Source organism: Stutzerimonas kunmingensis (assembly GCF_014764705.1).
Taxonomy (GTDB): Bacteria; Pseudomonadota; Gammaproteobacteria; order Pseudomonadales; family Pseudomonadaceae; genus Stutzerimonas.
This window is the reverse complement of record NZ_JACXXG010000026.1, coordinates 12,738-28,925: the sequence shown is the minus strand read 5'-3', so window position 1 is coordinate 28,925 and position 16,188 is coordinate 12,738. Positions and strand designations below refer to the sequence as shown.

At 61.5% G+C, this 16,188-nt stretch carries 13 protein-coding genes; 7 read left to right on the top strand and 6 right to left on the bottom strand.

Going from position 1 to position 16,188, the window contains the following annotated elements; translation table 11 throughout:
• Positions 1-29 precede the first annotated feature (29 nt).
• Positions 30-500, bottom strand: a complete 471-nt coding sequence (locus IEG05_RS17445; RefSeq protein ID WP_191122445.1) for an MFS transporter — start codon at positions 498-500, stop codon at positions 30-32.
• Between the two features lie 271 nt (positions 501-771).
• On the opposite strand from IEG05_RS17445, the gene IEG05_RS17440 reads away from it, so the two are divergent.
• Positions 772-1,212: a universal stress protein gene (locus IEG05_RS17440; protein ID WP_014820780.1), complete on the top strand. Its 441-nt coding sequence runs from the start codon at positions 772-774 to the stop codon at positions 1,210-1,212.
• Positions 1,213-1,258: 46 nt separating this feature from the next.
• On the opposite strand, the gene IEG05_RS17435 is transcribed toward IEG05_RS17440, so the two are convergent.
• Positions 1,259-1,951 (bottom strand): DUF6901 family protein, encoded by a 693-nt coding sequence (locus tag IEG05_RS17435; RefSeq protein WP_044314193.1) that lies wholly within the window; start codon positions 1,949-1,951, stop codon positions 1,259-1,261.
• Between the two features lie 167 nt (positions 1,952-2,118).
• Entirely contained in the window at positions 2,119-4,029 is a 1,911-nt protein-coding gene (locus IEG05_RS17430; RefSeq protein ID WP_191122444.1) for an ATP-binding cassette domain-containing protein, read from the bottom strand.
• Between the two features lie 291 nt (positions 4,030-4,320).
• Between IEG05_RS17430 and IEG05_RS17425 the strand changes: the two genes are divergently transcribed.
• Positions 4,321-6,243 carry a transglycosylase SLT domain-containing protein gene (locus IEG05_RS17425; RefSeq protein WP_191122443.1) on the top strand — a complete coding sequence of 641 codons (1,923 nt, stop codon included), beginning with the start codon at positions 4,321-4,323 and terminating at the stop codon, positions 6,241-6,243.
• Positions 6,244-6,300: 57 nt separating this feature from the next.
• On the opposite strand, the gene IEG05_RS17420 is transcribed toward IEG05_RS17425, so the two are convergent.
• The 3 genes from IEG05_RS17420 to yegS all read right to left on the bottom strand — a co-directional run bounded on the left by IEG05_RS17420 (position 6,301) and on the right by yegS (position 9,144).
• Positions 6,301-7,101: an MOSC domain-containing protein gene (locus IEG05_RS17420; protein WP_179486229.1), complete on the bottom strand. Its 801-nt coding sequence runs from the start codon at positions 7,099-7,101 to the stop codon at positions 6,301-6,303.
• 80 nt (positions 7,102-7,181) lie between these two features.
• Complete coding sequence (locus IEG05_RS17415) at positions 7,182-8,114, bottom strand: chemotaxis protein CheV (protein ID WP_014820785.1); 933 nt, start codon at positions 8,112-8,114, stop codon at positions 7,182-7,184.
• Positions 8,115-8,232: 118 nt separating this feature from the next.
• Positions 8,233-9,144, bottom strand: a complete 912-nt coding sequence (yegS, locus tag IEG05_RS17410; protein ID WP_102832814.1) for a lipid kinase YegS — start codon at positions 9,142-9,144, stop codon at positions 8,233-8,235.
• Between the two features lie 375 nt (positions 9,145-9,519).
• Here yegS and IEG05_RS17405 point away from each other — a divergent pair, with 375 nt between their 5' ends.
• The 5 genes from IEG05_RS17405 (at position 9,520) to IEG05_RS17385 (ending at position 16,186) form a co-directional block, all read left to right on the top strand.
• Positions 9,520-10,947: an undecaprenyl-phosphate glucose phosphotransferase gene (locus tag IEG05_RS17405; RefSeq protein ID WP_014820787.1), complete on the top strand. Its 1,428-nt coding sequence runs from the start codon at positions 9,520-9,522 to the stop codon at positions 10,945-10,947.
• 154 nt (positions 10,948-11,101) lie between these two features.
• Positions 11,102-11,539 (top strand): low molecular weight protein-tyrosine-phosphatase, encoded by a 438-nt coding sequence (locus tag IEG05_RS17400; protein WP_014820788.1) that lies wholly within the window; start codon positions 11,102-11,104, stop codon positions 11,537-11,539.
• A gap of 13 nt (positions 11,540-11,552) precedes the next feature.
• Positions 11,553-13,769, top strand: a complete 2,217-nt coding sequence (locus IEG05_RS17395) for a polysaccharide biosynthesis tyrosine autokinase (RefSeq protein ID WP_042926903.1) — start codon at positions 11,553-11,555, stop codon at positions 13,767-13,769.
• A gap of 131 nt (positions 13,770-13,900) precedes the next feature.
• Positions 13,901-14,980: a glycoside hydrolase family 5 protein gene (locus IEG05_RS17390; protein WP_191122442.1), complete on the top strand. Its 1,080-nt coding sequence runs from the start codon at positions 13,901-13,903 to the stop codon at positions 14,978-14,980.
• Positions 14,981-14,998: 18 nt separating this feature from the next.
• Positions 14,999-16,186 (top strand): polysaccharide pyruvyl transferase family protein, encoded by a 1,188-nt coding sequence (locus IEG05_RS17385; RefSeq protein ID WP_191122441.1) that lies wholly within the window; start codon positions 14,999-15,001, stop codon positions 16,184-16,186.
• Positions 16,187-16,188: the final 2 nt, after the last annotated feature.

The window sequence follows — 16,188 nt, the reverse complement described above, 5'->3', positions numbered from 1 at the left end:
TCTCCGCTCGGTGTCTGTGAATCGCTCGACTAGAGCCTGGGTTCGGTGCGCATCCGCCCGCGTGACGGCGTGTAGTCCAGCTCGTCATCGCTGTCATCTTCCATACGTTCGCGCAGCGTCCGGCTGTCCTCGGCTTCGTCCGCAGTGTCGCGGCGGCGTCGATACTTTCGCTCGATCGGCCAGCGTATGGCGACGAGCAGCAGATACAGGCCGAACGCGATCAGCCCGTACATGGCCAGATCCGCCACGGCGCGCCAAGCGTTGTTGCCCACCTGGAAGATCATGTCCATGGCGGTAATGGCCACCGCCGGCGCGAAGAGTTCCTTCGCCGGGTCGACGATGGTCGGCGTGAACAGCAACACAGCCGCGATCAGTCGTAGCGGCTCGCGCAACCAGCGCCACATTCCGCGCGTCACCCGGAACCAGAACATCAGGCATCCCAGCGCGGCTATCCCGTAGAGAGCCCAGGCGAGCGAGTAATCGGAGTCGAACATCAGCATGGTGTTTTCTCGGTGACAGCCGTTCACAACTGCCAGCGGCGGCTGGCGAGGCAACAGGGGGTGCATTCAGCGTCGCCACGGGCATGCTATGCCTCGCAGCGACAAGGGCGGCCATGATAGCAGCCTGTGTCCCTCAGCCGTCATCGATGGTGACAACAAGCCACTGGCGAAGGCCGAAGCAAGGTCGTATAAACCTCTTAAACGAGGGGTTATCCCCAAACATCGCCGGGACGGCTGCCTCAGGCAACCGGCAAGCAAGGAGAAACACGCCATGCCCTACCAACACATACTGGTCGCCATCGATCTGACCGAAGAGTGCCATCCGGTCGTGGCTCGCGCCCAGGCGCTGGCCAGCACCTCGAATGCCAAGCTGAGCCTGGTGCACATCATCGAGCCGATGGCCATGGCCTTTGGCGGCGACGTGCCGATGGACCTTTCGATGCTGCAACAACAGCAGTTCGACCAGGCACGCGAGCGCATGAATGGCTTCGCCGACAGCTACCCGGGCCTGGCTCCGGAGAATCGCCACCTCGCCTACGGACAGCCCCGCCAGGAAGTACATCGCCTGGCGAAGGAACAGGGCTGTGATCTGATCGTGGTCGGCAGCCATGGTCGCCACGGACTCGCCCTGCTGCTGGGGTCGACCGCCAACGACATCCTCCACGGCGCGCCGTGCGATGTACTGGCCGTGCGTTTGAAAAAGGCCGATTAGCCAGGTCGCCGCGCAGGGTGAAGCCACTCTGCGCAAGCTGGCGAGTTCAGACCGCTTCGACGCCGTCGCCCGCACTCATCACCAGCGGGCGGATCTTCTGCAGTTGCGTCTCGAGCGAATAGGTCAGGCTCGACGCCATGGAAAAGAAGGTCAGAAAGGCCTTGAGATTGGAGTCGGCGTGACAGGTATCGTGAATACGCTGCCAGAACGCCTGGTTAACCAGTTGCAGCTGCTGAAATGAACGCACCAGCCCGCGCAGTTCCCAGTCCGCATGGCGACCCTCGCGCAGGTTGAAATACTGCCGCGCCAGATAGAGCGATACCGCTCGCAAAACGAACTCGTTGTTGCTGGCAAATGGCAAATGCTGCTTGGCCATGGGCTTGAGTCCGCCGAGCACCGGGCAGGCGCTGGTAGCCATGATCACCCCGAGCAGTGCCCGCAGCCCCTCGTCCAGACCGACCTGCTTGGTGTACTCACGCTCCGGGGTGCGCACCCATACCAAGGCCTTCTTCACTGCCGGCAGACCCTGGAAATCCTCGATCACCCGGTGCAGGTCGACCGCCGCCGGGCAATGGCTGAAATCGTCCTTGCTCAGTGGGCAATTCGAACAGCGCTGATGCTCCAGACGGGTCCATTTCGGCGCCTGCGCGGCGACCTCCCTGTCGTACTCACGATCCAGCTCGATCCTGTAACTGAAGTCGTGTTCATCATCCAGGGTGATGCGGTATTCGATTGCCATTAACGCTCCATCATGACTGCATGATCCGATGCGGATACTTAACTACGCGCCAGCACGCCGGGCATTGATCCATCTCATAAGCCGTGATGGGGAGCCGCATCGTCGGGCAACGATTGGTGTGGCGCGGGCCCCAGCAACCCGCACCCCTGCTCGCCAGAGTGGCAGGATTACTCCTCCAGCTCTGCCCAGCGCTCCAGCAAGCCGTCCAGCTCCAGCTGCAGCGCTTCAAGGCGACTCAACACCGCAGCGGTCACGTCTGCCGGCTGCTGATAGAAGGCCGGATCGGAGATCTGCGTCTGGAGCGCCTCGATTGCCTGTTCCGCCTCATCGATCTGGCCCGGCAAAGCCTCGAGCTCGCGCTGCAACTTGTAGCTGAGCTTCTTCTTCACCGGCGCGACCTCGGCAGCTGCCGCCGCGACCGGAGCCTGCTGCGCTTTCTTGGCGTCCTTCGTCTCGCCGCCGGACTCTGCAACACTCAACAAACGCGGCGAACCACCCTGGCGCAACCAGTCCTGGTAGCCGCCAACGTACTCGCGTACCTCACCACCACCCTGAAACACCAGGGTGCTGGTGACCACGTTGTCGAGAAAGGCCCGGTCGTGGCTCACCATCAATACGGTGCCCTGGAAACCGAGCAACACCTCTTCGAGCAGTTCGAGGGTTTCCACGTCGAGGTCATTGGTCGGTTCGTCGAGCACCAGCAGGTTGGCCGGCTTACTGAACAGCTTGGCCAGCAAGAGCCGTGCCCGCTCGCCTCCAGACAGCGCCTTGACCGGCGTCCGTGCCCGCTGCGGGCTGAACAGGAAGTCGCCGAGATAGCTCAGGACATGACGATTCTGGCCATCGATGGTGATGAACTCACGTCCTTCGGCGAGGTTGTCGACCACGGTCTTTTCCAGCTCCAGCTGGTGACGCAATTGGTCGAAATACGCCACTTCGAGTTTGGTGCCGAACTCTATGGAACCGCTGCTCGGATGAAGCTCGCCCAGCAGCAGCTTGAGCAAGGTGGTCTTGCCGGTACCGTTGGCACCGAGCAAGCCGATGCGATCGCCGCGCTGGATGACCATGGAGAAGTTCTTGATCAGCGGATCGCCGCCGACATGGGCGAACGTCACATCCTCGGCAACGATGACCTGCTTGCCGGACTTCTCCGCGGTTTCCACCTGGAACGTGGCTTTGCCCTGGACATTGCGCCGCTCGCTGCGCTCGGCGCGCAGCGCCTTCAGTGCCCGCACGCGGCCTTCATTGCGGGTGCGCCGCGCCTTGATTCCCTGGCGAATCCACACTTCTTCCTGAGCAAGCTTCTTGTCGAACAGCGCATTGGCCGTTTCCTCGGCGGCCAACTGCTGCTCCTTGTGCACCAGGAAGCTCGCGTAGTCGCCGTTCCAGTCGATCAGGTGGCCGCGGTCCAGTTCGAGGATGCGGGTCGCCAGGTTCTGCAGGAATGCCCGGTCGTGGGTGATGAACAGCACGGCACCGTTGAAACCGGTAAGCGCCTCTTCCAGCCAGGCAATGGCACCGATATCCAGGTGGTTGGTGGGCTCGTCGAGCAGCAGCAGATCCGGCTCGGACACCAGTGCCTGGGCCAGCAGCACGCGGCGGCGCCAGCCACCGGAGAGTTCGGCCAGGGTGCGGTCAGCCGGCAGCTGTAGGCGGCTCAGGGTGCTGTCGACCAGTTGCTGCAAGCGCCAGCCATCCTTCGCCTCGAGCGCCTGCTGCACATGCATGAGCTTCTCAAGATCGGCGTCGTTCTGGATGTTCTGGCTGAGGTGATGGTACTCGGCGAGCAGCTCGCCGACCCCGGCCAAGCCTTCGGCGACCACATCGAATACCGTGCGGTCGTCCGCTCGCGGCAGCTCCTGCGGCAGTTCGCCGATCTTCAGCCCCGGGGCACGCCAGATTTCCCCATCATCGGCGGCACGATCACCTTTGACCAGGCGCAGCATGCTGGATTTTCCGGTGCCATTACGGCCAATGATGCAGACCCGCTCGCCTCGCGCGATTTGCCAGGACACGCCGTCCAGCAACGGCGTGGTGCCGTAGGCGAGAGATACATCGGTGAACTTGAGCAGGGTCATGACTACCTCCGGAAAACAGGGCGCGCAGTCTAACAGATCGCCATGGCCCACCCGCTGTGAGCAAGGCTTTATCAGCCGCACGGGGCTATCGCATCCGTTTGCTGTCGATGGCCACACGAGCCATGGCAGGTACGCTCGTCGGAAGTCTGCCTTTGTTTGTTACGGGAGCTTAATGCGCGTTTAACTGCCCCGTGCGGCAGGCTAAGCTAGCCCCTGCAACAGGCCGATTGCGGCTGTGCCCAGGCGCAGCCGATCACCTGTCATCTCAAGCCCCCGTTTTACGGATGTACCATGCGCGGCCGACTCTCCAGTTTGTGTTTCTGCCTGTTCGTTTCAACCCTCGGCCTGGATGCGTCCGCCGCCAGTCTCAGTCAGCAGCGCCAGTATTACGACCAGGCCAAGCAGGCCCTGGCCAAGGGCGACAGCGGCCCCTACCGGCGTTATTACAACGCCCTGCGCGACTACCCGCTCGAACCTTATCTCGCGTACGACGACCTCACCCATCGCCTGAAATCGGCCAGCAACCAAGAGGTGGAGAAGTTTCTTGCCGAGCACGGTGACCTGCCACAGATCAGCTGGATGAAGCTGCGTTGGCTGCGCCTTCTGGCCGCGCGCGGGGACTGGCAGACCTTCATCCGCTACTACGACCCGAAGATGAATTTCACCGAGCTCGACTGCCTGTTCGGCCAGTATCAGCTACGCAACGACCTGCCAGGTGCCGATGCCACGGCCGAGCGCCTTTGGCTGGTCGGCAAGTCGCAGCACAACGCCTGTGATCCCTTGTTCGAACTGTGGGATATCAAAGGGTTACTGACCGAAGAGCGCCGCTGGAAGCGCACCAAGCTGGCAGTCGAGAGCGGTAACTACGGCGTGGCCAGCTATCTGGTCAAACGCCTGCCGACCCTGCAACCTCAGGGGCAGTTGATGATCGATGTCGCGCAGAAGCCGCAGATGCTTCGCCAGCCGGATCGCTTCGTGCCAACCAGCCCGGAAATGGCCGACGTCGTGTCGATCGGATTGCGCCGCCTCGCCCGGCAGGATCCGGAGCAGGCGCTGAATCTGCTCGACGGCTACGCTCGGCGCTTCGCCTTCTCGGCCGAAGAGAAAGTCGCCATCGCCCGGCAGATCGGGCTGTCGCTGGCCAAGCGTTTCGACGCACGCGCCCTGAAAGTGATGGCAGAATACGACCCCGAACTGCGTGACAACACCGTCAGCGAATGGCGCGCCCGGCTGCTGCTGCGCCTGGGCCAGTGGGATGACGCATACCGGCTTACCCAACGCTTCCCCGAAGACCTGGCCAATACCAATCGCTGGCGCTACTGGCAGGCACGCAGCCTGCAACTGGCCAAGCCCGAAAGCCAGCAAGCGGCACAGCTTTACCAGCCGGTTGCCAGGGAGCGGGACTTCTACGGCTTTCTTTCTGCCGACCGCATTCAGGCACCGTACAAGCTCAACCACCAGCCACTGGCGCTCGATAGCAAGGTCGTGCAAAAGGTGCGCAACACCGCTGGCATCCGCCGCGCGCTGGAATTTCACGACCGCGGGCAGATCGTCGATGGCCGCCGCGAGTGGTACCACGTCAGCCGTCTCTTTAGCAGGGACGAACTGGTGGCGCAGGCGCGGCTTGCCTATGAAAAGGAATGGTATTTCCCGGCGATCCGCACCATCAGCCAGGCGCAGTATTGGGACGACCTGGACATCCGCTTTCCCATGGCCCACCGCAGCACGCTGATTCAGTCAGCCAGGGCCCGAGAGATTCACCCGAGCTGGGCGTTCGCCATCACCCGCCAGGAAAGCGCGTTCATGGCCGACGCCCGCTCCCATGTCGGCGCCACTGGACTGATGCAGCTGATGCCGGCCACGGCCAAGGAAACTGCCAGACGTTTCAATATCCCGCTGGCCTCACAGCAGCAGGTGCTCAACCCCAACACCAATATCCAGCTGGGCACCGCCTATCTGAGCCAGATCTACGGCCAGTTCAACGGCAACCGCGTGCTCGCCTCGGCCGCCTACAACGCCGGGCCGGGTCGCGTACGTCAATGGCTGCGCAACGCCGAGCACTTGTCATTCGATGTCTGGGTGGAAAGCATTCCGTTCGACGAAACCCGCCAGTACGTGCAGAACGTGCTGACCTACTCGGTCATCTACGGGCAGAAACTGAACTCGCCGCAACCGCTGGTGGAATGGCACGAGCGCTTCTTCGAATCTCAGTGATGCGGCGGCTTTCAGGCAACCGAACAGGCCTGCTCACTTGGGCAGGCCTGGCTGAAATTACTCCAGCACTTCCACCGGCATCCCCACCTCCAGCTCACCGGTGCCTTCGGCGATCAGGTTCTGACCGAAGAAGACACCGCCCTTCCCTTTGCGATATGTGAGCAGCGTATTCAGCGGTTCACGATCGGGATCGCGCTCGGCGGTGAACGGGTCGAGGGTGGGAATGACGCAGCGGGAACAGGGCTTGACGATGCGAAACGCCACCTGCCCGATGCGAATACGCGTCCAGCCGTCCTCGGCATAAGGCTCCGTACCGCTGATGACCAGGTTCGGGCGAAACCGCAACATTTCCAGCGGGCGCCCCACCCGACGGATCAGGTCGTCCAGAGAGCCCTGGCCGATCAGCAGAAAGGGAAATCCATCGCTGAATGCCGTGCGCTCGCCCAGCCTTGCGTAGTCAAGATCGACTTGAATGCCGTCGTCTTCGGGCAGATACACCAGTCGGCAGGGCTGACCGAGAAAATCCGTCAGCCAGGCCGCTGCGGCATCGCCAGCATCAGGCACCACGGCATTGGAACTCCATATCTGCACGCAGCGCATTACCTTGGCATCCGGCACGGCAACCAGCAGCTCCTGCATGCCCGGCGCAGTCAGCCGCAGCGCGGTTTCGCCATCCCAGTGCGCCTGTAAAAGCGCCATTGTGGGTACAGCACGCTGGGTAAGAAAGCGACCTGTGCCGGCCGCAACCACCATCCAGCGCCGATCACCGACCAGACCCAGCGCGTCACTCGCGCATTGCTGCAGCGCTTCGCCAGCGGCCGATTTGAGGGGGAAGCGATAGAGCGAGGAGAGATGCATGCGGCGCCTCCTGAGGGGAAGCGCAGCAGCATATCAGGGCTCGACTGCGATGTTCAGCAGCCGACAGAGCGAGGGACTGATCAGTCCTGCTCTTCCATTTTCAGACGGTCCTGGATCACGTCCACGAGCTTTTCCGGCTGGAACTTGGAAAGGAAGTTGTCGCAACCGACTTTCTGCACCATCGCCAGGTTGAAACTGCCCGACAGCGAAGTGTGCAGCACCACGTACAGATCACGCAGGCGCGGGTCATGGCGAATTTCAGTGGTCAGGCGATAGCCATCCATCTCCGGCATTTCGGCGTCGGTGAAGACCATCAGCAACTTGTCGGTCAGCACCTCGCCGGCATCGGCCCAGGCCTTGAGCATGTTCAGGCCCTTCAGTCCGTCGCTGGCGGTGTGAACCTTCAGCCCGAGCTGGCTGAGGGTTTCGCGCAGCTGCGAGAGGGCGACGGTGGAATCGTCCACGCAAAGCACTTCGCGGCCTCTGGCGCGCTCGAGCATCGGATCGGCCAGGCGTTCGGCGGAAATGCTGGTGTCGTAGGGCACGATCTCGGCGAGCACCTTCTCCACATCGATCACTTCCACCAGCTCGTTATCGACCTTGGTGATGGACGTGAGGTAATGCTGACGGCCGGCCGTGGTTGGCGGCGGCATCACTTCTTCCCAGTTCAGGTTGACGATGCGATCCACGCCGCCGACCAGAAACGCCTGTACGGTGCGGTTGTACTCGGTGACGATGATGGTGCTGCGCTCATCCGGCACCAACGGTCGCAGCCCGATGGCGCGAGACAGGTCGACCACCGGCAGCGTCTGCCCTCGCAGGTTGACCACGCCGCAAACCGAGCTGTGGCGGTGCGGCATCAGGGTCATCTTCGGCAACTGGACGACTTCCTGCACCTTGAAGACGTTGATGGCAAACTTCTGCCGCCCGCCGAGCCGGAACATGAGAATCTCCAGGCGATTCTGCCCCACAAGACGGGTACGTTGATCGACTGAATCGAGAATGCCGGCCATTTCCAGGCTCCTTGGGAAAACATGGTAAAAGGCATATCGGCCGGATGCTCCAACGCTTTATGCGACGCAGCGTGTTTTTTATGCCGCGCGTCGCAACCGTCGGAATGGCAAACAGGGGTTATTGCTTGTCGGCATTGCGCAACAGCAAGGGAGAGTCAGGCGGCAGGTGCATGCGCAATGCGCCGGCGCGCACTTCGAAGCGCAGATGGGCGCTGCGGAACGGCTCGCCGTCCAGATTGATGTCGATCTTCGTCGGCGCCTCTACCTCGAGCCAGGGCACCCGCGCGCTGACGGACACAGCCTCGACTCCGAGCAATCCGCCGCTGAGCAATGTTCCCAGCGTACCGACGGCATCGGCCGGCGCAGGCACGATGCAGACATCGAGCAAGCCGTCATCGACGCTCGCCTGCGGGCATAGCAGCTGGCCACCGCCCGCCTGGCGACCATTGCCGATCCCTAGCGCCAGAAACTCGCCCTCCCATTCGAAATCCGGACCGCTGAAGCGGCCACGGGCCGCATCGATCTCGGCAAAGCGCGTCAGCCCGGTCAGCAGGTAAGCACCACCACCCAGGAAACGCTTGAGTTCTTCCGAGGTGCTGGCAGTTACCCGCGAACCGAAGCCACCGGTAGCCATGTTGACGAATGGCCGACCGTTCATCATGCCGATGTCGACGGCCTGCGCAGGCTCGTCCAGCAGCGCCAGCGATTCGAATGGATCGAGCGATATACCGGCAGCCTTGGCAAAATCATTTGCGCTGCCCAGCGGCATCAGTGCCAAGGTCGCGTCTGCCCCGATCTCCAGCATGGTTTCGGCAACTTCACGCAGGGTGCCATCGCCACCACCGGCAACCAGCATTCGGTAGCCCGCACTCAAGGCCTCCTGCACCAGCCGTTGGGCGTCACCAGGTTCCCAGGTCACACGAACCGCCAACTCCCAACCCAATTCACGCTGCTGTTTGACAGCCTCGCGTACCTCCTCATTGAGCGCCTGTTTTCCATGCAGTATCAGCAGCGCCTTGGCATCGCTCATGGCTGTTCATTCCTCGCTATTCGCACCGTTTCATAAGACAGGACCCAGCGCCGGAAGTTGTGCGAAACAAGCGCAGCGGTATTAATCCAAAAGTTCGATCAATGGCGCCGTCGGTCACCGAATGCGCGCACCCAGGTCTTCCAAGACATCCGCAAGTTCCGTCTAAACCTCTTTCAAAACAGTAGTTTGCAGGGAGATAGTGGTTTTCAGCATTTTTTTGGCAGGCCTTTGACTAGTACTGAACTCATTCTGAGAGGCACGGTCGGAGCAGGAGTCCCGATCACGGTTGCGATGGCGGCCTGCTATCACCCTCCCGCGTGCCGCGGCGATTAATTCGAGATTTGAGCCAGCTTTGAGCTGAGGATGGAGCCTTGTATGCGCGTACAGTCAGTTGGAACCCTTGAATATGCTCACCCGAGTTTCGTCGATTACTTCCTTGCCAGCATTCGCCTGATACATGCCCTGACGGCCATCCTGCCGGGGCTCCTGCTTCTGGCCTTCATGGAGCTGCCCACCAGCGGCCCGTTTAGCGCCTTCCTCGGCTTCTTCGCGGTACTGAGCGTCATCATTTTCCAGACCGTTGGCATCTACAGCGAAGAGGTGTTCAGCACCCTGCTGCGCTTCCGCGTGATGTTCGTCGCCTGGGCGGCAGCGTTCAGTTTCCTGGTCTTTATGCATCAAGGCATGGGGATGTTCGGTTATCTCGAGGCCAAACACCTGGCGTTCTGGTTCCTCACCAGCACCATCCTGTTTGGCGCCGAACGCCTGGCGATGCTAGCGCTGTTCCGTCGCCTGATGGCACGCGGCATGTTCCTGCAGAACGCCGTGATCCTCGGCGGCACCGACAATGGCGTACGCGTTGCCGAGTACCTGCAGAACCACCGCGATATTCGCACCGGCGTGCTCGGCTTTATCGACGATCGCCTTGAGCGTCTGCCCAAGGAGCTGGCCAACCTGCCGCTGCTGGGCAACACCCGTGATCTCGAACAGATGATCCGTGAAGAGAAGGTCACCCAGGTGCTGGTCGCCCTGCCCTGGTTCGCCGACAGCCGGATCGGCCAGTTGATCGCCGAGCTACGCAAGCTGCCGGTCAATGTTCTGCTGGTACCCGACATGGTCGCCTTCCGCCATGCCGACAAGCGCATCACCGAGGTCGGCGGCCTGCCGACCCTGATCGCGTCGGATCTGCCGCTGCGCGGATGGTCGCCGATGTTCAAGCGTCTGGAAGATATCGTCATTTCCAGCATCGCCCTGCTCGCCGCCGCGCCGGTCATGCTGGCGATCGCCCTGGCGATCAAGCTCGACTCGCCAGGCCCCGTGCTCTTCAAGCAGAAGCGCTACGGCTACAACAACCGCCTGATCGAAGTTTTCAAGTTCCGCTCGATGTACCACGAGAAGTCGGACGCCAACGCCGATCGCCAAACCACCCGTGGCGATGATCGCATCACCCGTGTGGGCCGCTTCATCCGCAAGACCAGCCTCGACGAGCTGCCTCAGCTGCTGAACGTCTTCCTCGGCAGCATGTCAATGGTCGGTCCGCGCCCTCATGCCACGGCTACCAAGGCTGCCGGCGTGCTGTTCGAGGATGCCGTGGCCGAGTACTCCGCGCGCCATCGGGTCAAGCCAGGCATCACTGGCTGGGCACAGATCAATGGCTACCGCGGTGAAACCGACACGCTGGAGAAGATCGAGAAACGCGTCGAGTTCGACCTGGATTACATCGAGCGTTGGTCCGTGTGGTTCGACCTCTACATCCTGGTGCGTACCCCGCCAGCGCTGCTGCTCAACAAGGATGTGTACTGATCGGCAAACGCGCTGAACACCGCCGAAAAAGATCAGAAAAGCCGCATCACAAGATGCGGCAGGAAGGAACTAATGACACTCCCAAAAATCTCACATTCGTTCACCCCGGGCCGCACCCCGGCGGCTGCGAAGTTGCAGCCACGAGGTTGATCCCATGTTCAAGAACATCTTGATCGTCTGTGTCGGAAACATCTGCCGAAGCCCCACGGCCGAAGCGCTGTTCGCACACAGACTCAGCGGCCAGGACCTGACGATCAGCTCGGCAGGGATTGGTGCATTAGTAGGTAACCCGATGGACAAGACCGCCCATGAAGTACTGCAGGACAACGGGCTGGAGCTACCAGCTCACTGCGCGCGCCAGGTCGACAGCCACATGCTGCACCAGGCGGATCTGATCCTAGCGATGGAGCATAGCCACATTCAGCACATTCGCCAGATCGCACCTGAAGTGCACGGCAAAACGTTTCTCATCGGTAAATGGCAGGACGAGCTGGAAATCCCGGACCCGTACCGCCAATCCAAACCCGCGTTTGAACACGTCCACAATCTCCTGACGAAATCCGTCGAGAGCTGGCTTCCTTACCTGAAATGAAGAAGGAACTTCGATGACAACCATGCCCCGCCCGATCTATGAAACCAAAGAGGACAAGGACATCGACTTGGCCCACCTCTTTGACACCTTCATCAACAACCGCCTGCTGATCCTGGGCATCACCGGGTTCTTTGCAGCCCTGGGGATCGCCTACGCCCTGCTTGCGACGCCGGTCTATCTCGCCAGCGCGATGATCCAGATCGAACCGAAGAACGGGCTGCCAAGCCTGACTGACGTGGTCAACACCAATCCGCCGGTGTCTCCGGCGCAAACCGAGATCGCGCTGCTCAAGTCGCGCTCGGTGGTTGGTGGTGCCGTTGCCAGCCTGAATCTCGACATCCAGATCACCCCCCACCACTTCCCGATCATCGGCGGCTTCATGGCGCGTCGCTTCGAGCCGAGCGAAGAAGGTGAATTGGGTTGGCACCCTGCCGGTCTGGGCGCTTACGCCTGGGGTGGCGAGACGCTGAAGGTCACTCAGCTGGAAGTGCCGGACAAGGTCCATGGCAAGGAGCTGACACTCGAAGCGGCAGAGAACAACGGCTTCATCCTGCGTGACAAGGACGACGAGGTCGTGGTTCAGGGTGTCGTTGGCGAGCCGGTCGAGACAGAGGACTACCGCGTCACCGTGGCTGAGCTGAATGCACGGCCGGGCACCACCTTCACCGTCGTCAAGAACCGTACCTACAACACCACGGAAAGCTACCAGCAGCGTCTGTCGGCCGCCGAACGCGGCAAGCAGTCGGGCATCGTCAACGTGACCCTCGAAGACCCCAACCCGGAGCACGCTATTCGCGTTCTGGAAGAGGTCGCCAGCCGTTATGTAGACCAGAACGTCGCGCGCAATGCCGCCGAAGCCACCCAGAGCCTGGAGTTCCTGAATGAGCAGGTGCCAGCCGTACGCAAGAAGCTGGAAGCTGCGCAGACAGCCCTGAACAAGTACCAGACCGGCTCGGGCTCCGTGGACATCACTGCCGAAACGCAATCCGTGCTGGACCGCATCGTCGATCTTGAGAAGCAGATCTCCGAGCAGAACCTCAAGCGTACCGAGATGGAACGCCGCTTCACCCGTCAGCATCCGAACTTCCAGGCATTGATGAACCAGATCAACCAACTGCAGATGCAGAAGGAAGAACTGGAGAAGCAGATCGGCACCCTGCCGTCGACCCAGCAGGAACTGCTGCGCCTGACCCGTGACGTGGAAGTTTCCTCGGAAACCTATTCCATGCTGCTGAACAAGACCCAGGAGCTGGACATCATTCGCGCCGGCACCGTAGGCAACGTGCGCATCATCGACCATGCTGCCGCGGATCTGGAAAATCCGGTCAAGCCGAACAAGCCGCTGGTGGTCATCGTCGCAACCCTGCTGGGCGCCCTGCTCGCTACCGCATTCGTCTATGTGCGTGAAGCACTCAAGCGTGGCGTCGAGAACCCGGAAGACATCGAGCGTACCGGCACCCCGGTGTATGCCTCCATTCCGTTCACCGACAAGCAAGCCGCGCTGGAAAAACGCCTGGCCAACTTCAAGCGCGACAAGAGCACCGCCTCTTACCTGCTGACCATCAACGACCCGGCCGACCTCGCCACCGAAGCCATGCGCAGCCTGCGTACCAGCCTGCACTTCGCGATGATCGAGGCCAAGAACAACGTCCTGATGATCACCGGCCCGAGCCCTGCGGTGGGCAAGTCCTTCGTCACCACCAACCTCGCCGCGGTCGTTGCACAATCCGGCAAGCGCGTGCTGCTGATCGATGCCGACATGCGCAAGGGTTACCTGCACAAGGTCATGCGCTGTGACGGTGACAAGGGCCTGTCGGACATCCTCTCCGGCCGTATCACCCTGTTCGATGCCATCCAGAAGACCCAACTGAACAACCTGCACGTGATCACCCATGGCCAGCTGCCGCCGAACCCCTCGGAGCTGCTGATGCACGAGAACTTCTCGCGCTTCGTCAAGGAGATCAGCCACATGTACGACCTGGTGATCTTCGATACCCCGCCGATCCTGGCGGTCACCGACGCCGCGCTGGTCGGCAGCCAGGCCGGTACCACACTGATGGTCACCCGCTATGCGCTGAACGGTGTGAAGGAAATCGAGGCAGCCAAGCGTCGACTCGAGCAGAACGGTCTGATCGTCAAGGGCGTCATCTTCAACGCAGTGGTTCGCAAGGCTTCAACCTACGGCGAGTACGGCTACTACCAGTACGAATACGCCAGCACCAGCAAATAAGGTGAGTGCATGGCGACGGCTCACCGTCGCCATGCAGAACACTGCAGCTACCCCCCACTTTCCTCACTGCCGAGCAACTGGCCTTCCGAGCGTCAGTGGAACTTACTTTTGCCCGAAGATAGGTGTTAGCGATGACCAGACACCCCAACCGGCCAGCACAACGCCTCACACGACTGGCTGTGGCACTGGTGGCCACGCTGTCCGCAGTCGGCGCGAGCGCCGCCGATTGGCCAACCAGCGACACGGGCCTCGCCCTGCTCGGGGTCAATATCTCCGGCGCCGGATTTGCCCCACACGTGACTCCGGGCAAGAACGGCACGAACTACTTCTATCCGGAAAAGAAGCACTTCAAGTACTACGCCGATCAAGGCATCCGCCTGATCCGCTTTCCCTTCATCTGGGAGCGGGTTCAACACTCGCTCGATGACGGATTGAACTTCGACCAGATCCGGTTGTTGAAGAAGACCCTGGATCTGGCCGCGATGAATGGCCAGAAGGTCATTCTGGACATGCACAACTATGGTCGTTACCACGGCGAACTCATCGGCTCGAGCAAGGTGCCTTACGACGCCTACGCATCGGTGTGGCGCGAACTGGCCAAGCGCTTCAAGGGTCACCGCGGCCTGCTCGGCTACGACATCATGAACGAGCCACACGGCACCGTTGGACTCTGGCCAGGCGCGGCGCAAGCGGCGGTCGATGCGATTCGCGAAGTCGACGATCAGACGCTGATCTTCATCGAAGGCGAGCGCTGGTCCAGCGCGTACCACTGGCCGCTGGTGAACGCCAACTTCCTCATCAACGACCCGGCCGACCGCATCGTCTACGAAGCGCACCTGTATTTCGACCAGGATTTCTCCGGCAAGTACATGGTGCAGACCAGCCGCGATATCGACCCGATGATCGGCGTCGAGCGCGCGCGCCCTTTTATCGAATGGCTGAAGAAACACGGCCAGAAAGGCTTCCTCGGCGAATACGGCATTCCCGATGACCTGCCCAAAGCGGCGGTCGCCATGGACAACCTGCTCGCCTACCTCAATGACAACTGCGTACCCAGCGCCTACTGGGCCGGCGGCCCCGGCTGGGGCACCTACAAGCTTGCAATCGAGCCGCGCAAGGGCGAGGACCGTCCTCAGATGGAGCTCATGCGCAAACACCTGGCGAACGACTGCACTGCCATTGGCCCTACACCTGCGCACAACGCTGACTGATTCTGGAGTGACTCGAACATGAAATTCGGACTGCTATGGCACTCGTTCTCTTCCGGCAACCTCGGGGTTGGCGCCCTGAGCATTTCCAACATGCTGCTGATCGACGAGGCCGCGCGTAAATGCGGGATCACCCCGGAGTTCCTGATCATCGGTTCGTCCGGCCCCTGCGACTACCCGCCGTCCACCGAGCGTTTCAAGTACGAATTCATCGAGTTCAACGAGAAGGCGCTGCTGAAGAATCCCCACGGCCTGTACCAGGCGATCAGCTCCTGTGACGCGGTATTCGATATCGGCGAAGGCGACAGCTTTTCCGACATCTATGGTGCCAAGCGCCTGATCAAGCTGCTGGTCAGCAAAGGCATGGCCCTGGGCGGTCGCGTTCCGCTGATCCTCTCGCCGCAGACCATCGGCCCGTTCAAGTCGGACTGGGGCACCAAGGCTTCGGCCTGGGCGATGAAGAAGAGCACCATGGTCTTCGCCCGCGATCACCAGTCGTTCGACGTGCTCAAGCAGCTGAACATTCCCAATCGCGACGAAGTCATCGACGTCGCCTTCGCCCTGCCCTTCGAGCGCCAGAGCGAACAGCGCGACCCAAGCAAGCTGGCTGTCGGCCTCAGCGTGTCGGCGCTGCTGCATCACGGCGGATACGAAGGCACCGCCAATCAGTTCGGCCTGCGTGCCGATTACAAGGTACTGACGGACCGCCTGATCCGCACGCTGCTCGATCGCGACCACGAAGTGCACCTGGTGCCCCACGTGATCCCGATCGGCTTCCCCGCCGAAGACGACTACACCGTGTCCCAGCAACTGCAGCAGCAGTATCCCGAGCTCAAGCTGGCGCCGCGCTTCAAGGGGCCGATCGAGGCCAAGTCCTACATCAGCGGCATGGACTTCTTCGTCGGCGCGCGCATGCACGCGACCATCGGTGCGTTTTCCGCCGGTGTGCCGGTCGTGCCGCTGGCCTACAGCCGCAAGTTCGCCGGGCTCTATCAGTCGCTCGACTACCACCGCGTGGTGGACCTCAAGACCGAGGACACCGAGAGCGCACTGGAGCTGGTTCTCGCGCATCTGGACAACCGTGAACAGCTCAAGGCCGAAGTTGCCGCCAGCGGCGCGATCATCCGCCGCAAGCTAGACGCCTACGGCGTGGCGCTGGAGCAGATCCTCTCCACCCTGCACCAGCCTCAGGCCGCGTATCAGAGATAACC

Coding starts and splice junctions, on each gene's coding strand:
- IEG05_RS17445 (WP_191122445.1), bottom strand. CDS start 500: ATGCTGATGTTCGACTCCGATTACTCGCTCGCCTGGGCTCTCTACGGG.
- IEG05_RS17440 (WP_014820780.1), top strand. CDS start 772: ATGCCCTACCAACACATACTGGTCGCCATCGATCTGACCGAAGAGTGC.
- IEG05_RS17435 (WP_044314193.1), bottom strand. CDS start 1,951: ATGGCAATCGAATACCGCATCACCCTGGATGATGAACACGACTTCAGT.
- IEG05_RS17430 (WP_191122444.1), bottom strand. CDS start 4,029: ATGACCCTGCTCAAGTTCACCGATGTATCTCTCGCCTACGGCACCACG.
- IEG05_RS17425 (WP_191122443.1), top strand. CDS start 4,321: ATGCGCGGCCGACTCTCCAGTTTGTGTTTCTGCCTGTTCGTTTCAACC.
- IEG05_RS17420 (WP_179486229.1), bottom strand. CDS start 7,101: ATGCATCTCTCCTCGCTCTATCGCTTCCCCCTCAAATCGGCCGCTGGC.
- IEG05_RS17415 (WP_014820785.1), bottom strand. CDS start 8,114: ATGGCCGGCATTCTCGATTCAGTCGATCAACGTACCCGTCTTGTGGGG.
- yegS (WP_102832814.1), bottom strand. CDS start 9,144: ATGAGCGATGCCAAGGCGCTGCTGATACTGCATGGAAAACAGGCGCTC.
- IEG05_RS17405 (WP_014820787.1), top strand. CDS start 9,520: ATGCGCGTACAGTCAGTTGGAACCCTTGAATATGCTCACCCGAGTTTC.
- IEG05_RS17400 (WP_014820788.1), top strand. CDS start 11,102: ATGTTCAAGAACATCTTGATCGTCTGTGTCGGAAACATCTGCCGAAGC.
- IEG05_RS17395 (WP_042926903.1), top strand. CDS start 11,553: ATGACAACCATGCCCCGCCCGATCTATGAAACCAAAGAGGACAAGGAC.
- IEG05_RS17390 (WP_191122442.1), top strand. CDS start 13,901: ATGACCAGACACCCCAACCGGCCAGCACAACGCCTCACACGACTGGCT.
- IEG05_RS17385 (WP_191122441.1), top strand. CDS start 14,999: ATGAAATTCGGACTGCTATGGCACTCGTTCTCTTCCGGCAACCTCGGG.